Origin of the sequence: Actinomycetospora chiangmaiensis DSM 45062 (assembly GCF_000379625.1) — a bacterium.
Classification (GTDB): domain Bacteria; phylum Actinomycetota; class Actinomycetes; order Mycobacteriales; family Pseudonocardiaceae; genus Actinomycetospora; species Actinomycetospora chiangmaiensis.
In genome coordinates this window covers 79,344-85,757 of sequence record NZ_KB903226.1, presented here as the reverse complement: position 1 = coordinate 85,757, position 6,414 = coordinate 79,344, and the positions used below count along the sequence as shown (strand labels likewise).

7 protein-coding genes are annotated in these 6,414 nt (G+C 71.1%); 2 read left to right on the top strand and 5 right to left on the bottom strand.

All coding sequences use genetic code 11. From position 1 onward, the window contains the following. From A3CO_RS0112675 to A3CO_RS0112660, 4 genes are all read right to left on the bottom strand, one after another. The coding region (locus A3CO_RS0112675; RefSeq protein WP_018332628.1) for a transposase at positions 1-230 on the bottom strand (230 nt) is incomplete at its 3' end. 83 nt (positions 231-313) lie between these two features. Next, on the bottom strand, positions 314-1,480 hold the full coding sequence (locus A3CO_RS0112670) for an alkaline phosphatase family protein (RefSeq protein ID WP_018332627.1): 1,167 nt from the start codon (positions 1,478-1,480) through the stop codon (positions 314-316). A gap of 320 nt (positions 1,481-1,800) precedes the next feature. Continuing rightward, entirely contained in the window at positions 1,801-2,148 is a 348-nt protein-coding gene (locus A3CO_RS0112665; RefSeq protein ID WP_018332626.1) for a carboxymuconolactone decarboxylase family protein, read from the bottom strand. Further along, complete coding sequence (locus A3CO_RS0112660; RefSeq protein ID WP_033414344.1) at positions 2,145-2,564, bottom strand: TIGR03618 family F420-dependent PPOX class oxidoreductase; 420 nt, start codon at positions 2,562-2,564, stop codon at positions 2,145-2,147. The genes A3CO_RS0112665 and A3CO_RS0112660 overlap by 4 nt, the downstream gene beginning before the upstream one ends. A gap of 70 nt (positions 2,565-2,634) precedes the next feature. Here A3CO_RS0112660 and A3CO_RS0112655 point away from each other — a divergent pair, with 70 nt between their 5' ends. Both A3CO_RS0112655 and A3CO_RS0112645 read left to right on the top strand, forming a co-directional pair. Further along, positions 2,635-3,594 carry a GlxA family transcriptional regulator gene (locus A3CO_RS0112655; protein ID WP_018332624.1) on the top strand — a complete coding sequence of 320 codons (960 nt, stop codon included), beginning with the start codon at positions 2,635-2,637 and terminating at the stop codon, positions 3,592-3,594. Positions 3,595-4,051: 457 nt separating this feature from the next. Beyond that, a complete protein-coding gene (locus tag A3CO_RS0112645; RefSeq protein ID WP_018332622.1) occupies positions 4,052-4,942 on the top strand; it encodes a dienelactone hydrolase family protein in 891 nt (296 codons plus the stop codon). A 402-nt stretch (positions 4,943-5,344) separates the two neighbouring features. Here A3CO_RS0112645 and A3CO_RS0112640 read toward each other — a convergent pair whose 3' ends face one another. Next, positions 5,345-6,220 (bottom strand): ZIP family metal transporter, encoded by an 876-nt coding sequence (locus tag A3CO_RS0112640; RefSeq protein ID WP_018332621.1) that lies wholly within the window; start codon positions 6,218-6,220, stop codon positions 5,345-5,347. Between the last annotated feature and the right edge of the window lie 194 nt (positions 6,221-6,414).

Sequence of the window (6,414 nt, the reverse complement as noted above, 5' to 3'; positions counted from 1 at the left end):
AGCCGCCTGATCTCCTCGGACTCCGTGGTCGTCGTCCCCGGGGCCTCGCCGTCGTCGACCTGGGCTTGGCGGAACCAGCCCCGCAGGGTGTCCGGGGTGATACCGAGCTGCGGCCCGATCCGCTTGCACGCCGCGTTGACCGACAACCCCGGCTCCTGCTGGCGGGCCTCGCGGACCATCCGCTTCGCCCGCTCCCGCATCTCCTCAGTGAACTTCCTCGGCGCCGGCACGACCCCCNCCTTCCCGTGGGATCAGAGCCTCCACCACAGCCGGGGCGCTTCAAGGGGACACACGCGCTCTACGACCACCCGATCTAACGTCGACCTGACGGTCCGGGGTGGGTTGAGGTGGCGTGGGTGGGGGTGCTTGCGGGGTGAACGGGTTGGTCGTCGGGGGCGGGCAGGGTGCTGCCGTCGCGGAGAACGACCGGGCCGACGGCGGTGGGCTGGCCGGTGGGCAGCGGCGGCGTGACCGGGGGCGGGCTGGGGTTGGGGGGCGTGGGCTGGGTGATGGCGCTGCCCGGGTGAGGCGGGGCCGGCACGGTCGGGGAGTCGGCGACGAGGTCGGCCAGGGAGGGCGCCTTGTCCAGTCGCGGCACCCCGAGGTCGGGCAGGTCGAGCAGGTCGAGCACGGTGCGCCCGATACTCACGTGGGAGTTCCATCGGTGATCGATGGCGGCGGGGACCCGGCCTCCGAACATCAGCAGCGGCACCCGTGGGCCGTAGGCCAGTTGCACGCCGTCGGGGGTGATCTCGAGGTTCGGGGTGACGACGTGATCGTCGAAACCGCCCCAGTCGTCCCAGGTCAGGAGGAAGACGGTGGTGTCCCACAGGCCGGCGGTGGCGATCGCGTCGACGGCGGCCCACACCTTGTCCTGGCCGAGGCTGACATCGGCGGTGGGGTGCTCGTCGTCGGGGCTGTCGTGCCAGACCATGGACAACGTCGGCAGCGTGCCCGCGGCGGCGTCGGCGGCGATCTGGTCGCTGCGCACGATGTTCGGTGAGCCCTTGAGCTGCTGGTAGAACGACACCGGGTAGCCCTGCTTGCCGGTGTAGGCCTTCCAGGTCAGTCCGTGGTCCTCAGTGTGGCCGAGCAGCGAGGGCATGTCCCAGATCGGCGCCGGCGCGTGCTGCGAGGGGTTGCGCAGGGTCGGTGTCTGGCCCCCCACGATGAGCAGGTGGTTCGGGGTGGAATTGGTGCCGAATCCCGAGCAGTGATGCTCGAGGAACGCTCCGGTCTTGGCCAGGTAGGCATAGAACGGGAGGACCTTGTCGGTGTCGAACTGGGTGTGCACGGCCGCCGTCGAGGAGTCGCCACGCTCCTGGGCGGCCAGCCACGTCGCGTAGGCGCCACGATTGTGAGGGTGGTCCGCGGTGGGCGGGTTGGGCCCGATCGGCCAGTCCGCCGCGACGTCGGCTCCCCAGGCACGCATGGATCGGAAGTAGTTGTCGGTGGTGTGGTTCTCCTGCACGAAAACCACAACATGATCGACCCTGGCGGCCACGCCGCACGCCCCTTCCCTGGACTCGGCCCCGGACGCCCACGGCCGCCCACGCTCGCCGGCGCCACCTTCTCGCGAGGATCGATGACGCGGTTGCGAACGTTGGTTGAACACCCTCTCGGGCCCTCGGTGCAGGAAATGGGCCCTGCGCCGGATTCTCCGGCCGACAACAAAGGGCGCGGTCGGGGCGAGGCGTCGTCGCGCAGCGAGCTGAACTGCGGTGTCCGGCCCATCTCTCGTCCGCCACGAGGAGTCGAGCTTTGCTCGTGCCCACCGGGCGTTGTCGGGGTAGGGGTCGTTCAGGGTCGGGAGGCCTCGTTCTCCGGGCGATCGGCGAGGATGGCGCGCAGTTGCTTGGCTGCGGTCACCGAGCATGGCCAGCCGGTGTAGAAGGCCAGATGGGTGATGAGTTCTGTGAGCTCGTCGGCGGTGACGCCGTTGTCGAGGGCCAGCCCGAGGTGCAGGTTCAGCTCGTCGGCGCGGTAGAGCGCGACGAGTGCGGCCACGGTGACGAGGCTGCGGTCGCGCTTGCTCAGGCCGGGACGTTCCCAGACGTCGGCGTAGAGCACGTCGTCGGTGAGCTCGGCGAGCTTCGGGGTGATGTCGCCGATGCTGCGACGCCCGGGTCCCGGCGCTGGAGCGCTCATGCGTCCATCCAGGGTCCGACACCGGCGATGCGGCGCACGGTAGTGGTGATCACATACCCGGGCGGCGGCCCGGGCGGCATGGAGTAGTCGAAGTCCGGGGCGATGTAGACCTTGGCCAGACGTCCGACCAGCTCGGCGGCGCCACCGTCGCTGATCTCGGCGTCTCCGTAGACGACGAGGTTGGGGTGCATCCCGTTGGGCAGCGGCGTCGGGCCGGCGAACGACAGGGCGATCCGTGGATCCCGGAGAAGGTTGGTGATCTTGCGGTAGCGGCCGAAGTGCCCGGTGATGATGCGGTCGCCGTCCAGGCCCGCCCAGACCACGCTCATCTGGGGTGAGCCGTCGGGGTTCAGGGTCGTCATGTGGGCGAGGGCTGTCCCGCTGAGGATCAGTTCTCGGGCCGAGGTGGGAAGCACGAGAGCAGGATCGGCCGTTCTTCTGTTCGGCACGAGCGGTCATCGGGACAGGGAGTGGAAGGATCGAGCCATGGAGCGGCATCGGATCGCGGTCCTGGTTCGAGATGGCGTTCTGGCCATGGAGCTGGGCGTCGTGCATCGCGTGTTCGGCGAGGCCCGCGACGCCGAGGGCCGACCGTTCTACGAGGTGACGACGTGTGCTCTCGAGGCGGGCTGGGTCCGCACGGACGGGGACTTCTGCCTGAGGGTCGAGCGTGGACCGGAGCTGCTCGGCGAGGTGTCCACGGTCATCGTGGCCTCGACTGATCGCGACGCGGTGAGTGTCTCGGACGCTGAACAGAGCGCGATGACAGCCGCACTGCGCCGCGTCCGACCTGGCACGCGCCTGGCCTCGATCTGTACCGCCGCTTTCCTCTTGGCCGCGGCAGGGCTGCTCGACGGCCGGGACGCCACCACTCACTGGGCTCGAGTGGCGGCGTTCCGCGAGCGTTTCCCCGCAGTGCGGGTGCGCCCGGAGGTGCTCTACACCGTCGATGGCGACGTTCTCACCTCGGCCGGGGTCGCCTCCGCGGCGGACATGTGCCTGCACATCGTGCGAAGCGACCACGGCGCGGCGGTGGGCGGTGTCGTGGCTCGTCGCGTGGTGATGCCGCCGCACCGCCAGGCCGGGGAGGCCCAGCTCATCGCGCGTCCCGTGGTGGAGGACGGCGTCGCGGGGACGGCTCGCGCGCGGAGCTGGGCACTAGAGCATCTCGGTCACCCACTGAGCTTGCGTGATCTGGCCGATCAGGAGGGGATCAGCACCCGCACCCTGTCGCGCCGCTTCCGGGAGGAGACCGGGACCTCGCCCGCGCAGTGGCTGCTCGCGCGCCGTCTCGAGCGGGCACGCGAGCTGCTCGAGACAACCGAGCTGGGCGTCGACGCGGTCGCCGCGCGATGCGGCTTCGGAACTGCGGCGGCGATGCGCCTGCACATGCGCGCGGTGATGCAGGTGTCGCCATCGGCCTATCGGCGCAACTTCCACGGCTGAGGACTGCGGCGGCCGCGGCGTCCATCCCAGGTCTCCGGCCTGACGGCACGCAGAGCCTGCGAGGTGCCGGTGGACGAAGAGGAGCGCGCCCGTCGGCGTGCCGAGCGGTGCACGCCCAGCTCGGACATCTCGACCTCCATCTCGCTGGCCGACGACGACTGAAGACGCTCGAGGTCGCTAGGCCAGAAGCCTCCAAAGAACCCTGCGAGAGCTGGGGAACGGTGAACGGGGAGCGATGCTCCCCTCGTTGACCTACGCCCAACGCTCGGCAAAGAACGGGACAGGGCGCACCTCGTCAACCGGGCGGCCACCGAGCGTGGGGCTCTGCCGGCGCTGCTTCCAGCCCCTGGCGCTTTTCCCGGCTTCTTTCCCTCGATGGACGCCTCCAGCGGTGCTTGTGCGCCCGGCCGCGATGGACGAGCGGCGGCCCCCGTGCGGCGCATCTAAGGTCCACGGCATGGCACTGGGGGACTACCTGGCCGGCGAGATCGCCCTGGACCAAGCCGATGGGCTGCTCTCGCGCCGCGAGGCGATCCGGCGGCTCGGGCTGCTCGGGCTCTCGACCGCGGCGGCGTCATCGCTGCTGGCGGCCTGCGCTTCGGAGCCGTCGACACCACCGCCCCCGCCCACCGGGCCCGCCGCCCCTGGACAGGCCGGCTATGACGTCGCCGCCTCGTTCGCCCGCACGACGCCGGTGAGCTATCCCGGCCCGGCCGGAACGATCACGGGTGGCTACGCGGTCGCGGCGGCTCCTCGCGGCGCGCTGCTGGTGATCCACGAGAACACCGGACTGACCAACCACATCAAGGCCGTGACCGGTCGACTCGCCGGCGACGGGTACACCGCCCTCGCGCCCGACTTGCTGTCCCGGTCCGGGGGAACAGCGGCGGTCCCGGACGCGACAGCGGCCCTGGCGGCGGCACCGGAGGCCGACCTGATCGCCGATCTGCAGAGCAGCGTCGAGGAATTGGGTCGGCGCAACCCCGGCGTGCCGCTGGGGGTCATCGGGTTCTGCTTCGGCGGAGGTCTGCTGTGGCGGCTGCTCGAGGCCGGCGCCCCCACGCTGCGAGCGGCGGTGCCCTTCTACGGCCCGGCCCCGCAATCCCCGAACTTCACCGGCACCAGGGCCGCGGTACTCGGGATCTTCGCTGCCCTGGACAAGCGGGTCGACGCCGGAATCCAGCCCCTGGACCAGGCACTGGCCGCGGCCGGCGTCGCCCACGAGATGGTCGTGATCCCCGGAGTCGACCACGCGTTCTTCAATGACACCGGAGCGCGGTTCAGCCTCCCCGGTGCGACCCAGGCCTACCAGCAGGCGATGACCTGGTTCGACCAACACCTGCGCTGACCACCGAGAACCGCTGCGTGCCCTCTTTCCGCTCGCAGCTGCACTGCGGATCCGTTGCACTCTGAATGCGAGAACTTGGACCGCCCTCTACGGCGCGTGTCAGGCCGAACGAGTTGCCACCCGCCGGGGCCGGGCTCCGTCGATCTGTGTTGTTCCCTTTCCGCGCTGGCGACGGGTCGCGGTCCTGTCGCCCGACGAGGAGCGGCATTGCTCTGCGCCGGCTCACGCTCGCGGTATTCGGGCTGCGGCCCGCACTGTTGGTGGCCGAGGTGCTGCGCGAGGTCACCGTGCGCGCCGCACCCGTATCGCCTCGAGACCGGAGGCCCGCGTTCGCTTCTTCCGGACCAGGAGAGCCGGGTCACGACGGTGCCGGGGACGCGAGCGCCCCGAGACGGACACGACTCAGGCGCCGCCCGCGGTGACGATCATGTCGGTGATGAACCCGATGGCCAGTCCGGCGAACGCGCCGAGGTAGAGGGGGTGGCGCTGCTGGCTGCGGCTGGCCACGCCGACCAGCTGGAGGACCACGTAGAGGATCGATCCCGCGGCGAGGGTCAGGAACACCACCCTGAGGGCGTCGCTGGTGAACTGGTGTCCCAGGACGGTGCCCAGGAAGGTGGGTCCGCCTCCGATGAGGCCCATCAGCAGCAGGAACCCCCAGCCGGGCCGTTCCCCGGCGGCCGCGAGCGGAGCGACGATGCCGAACCCCTCGGTGCCGTTGTGCAACGCGAAGCCGATGACCAGCAGCACCGCCAGCCCGATCTCCCCGGTGGCCGCGCTCCCGCCGATGGCAAGGCCCTCCCCGAAGTTGTGCAGTCCGATACCGACGGCGATCAGCAGCGCCAGTCGCCGCGCGGGGGACCAGGCCCGGGCGCGCGCGGGGACCTCGGCGGCGGCCATCGCCCCGGGACCTCCCGCGCCCGCGCCCGCGGCGCGATCGCCGCCTCCTCGTGAGGTGGATTCCCCGCGACCCAGCCACGCCTCGTACGCGACCAGTGAGCCGAACCCCGCGGCCAGCCCGGCCAGGAACAGCACGCCGTATCCGAAGACCGGGCCCAGCCCCCCGGAGCCGTCGTGCGCGGCGGCGAGGGCGGTGTCGACCGGCTCGAACGCGTGGCTCAGGACGTCCCAGAGCAGGAAGACCAGGATGCCGACCGCGAAGGCGTTGAGTCCGACGCGTGTCCGGGGCCCCGGGGATCGAAGACGTCCCAACGGCAGGCCCAGCAGGATCGTCACGCCGGCAATGAGCCCCAACAGCAGCGTCTGTCCCTCGCCCACCTGCCCACTCCCTCCACTCCCGATCGCCGCCCGTGGATGGGTAGGCTCACCTCACTTCGAGGACGTGTCAACCGGCGGGTGTCCCGCGGGCCGGGCCAGACAGGCCCGCAGCGGGGTGGGGCGGTGAGGTCCTCGAGGCTTCCCGAGGCTTCCCGAGGCGTCGGTAGCGCAGGGCGCGGGAGGAGTGGCCGTTC

Excerpts from the sequence above, each read along its gene's own strand:
- A3CO_RS0112665 (WP_018332626.1), bottom strand. The coding sequence starts at position 2,148 with ATGAGCGCTCCAGCGCCGGGACCCGGGCGTCGCAGCATCGGCGACATC.
- A3CO_RS0112655 (WP_018332624.1), top strand. The coding sequence starts at position 2,635 with ATGGAGCGGCATCGGATCGCGGTCCTGGTTCGAGATGGCGTTCTGGCC.
- A3CO_RS0112645 (WP_018332622.1), top strand. The coding sequence starts at position 4,052 with ATGGCACTGGGGGACTACCTGGCCGGCGAGATCGCCCTGGACCAAGCC.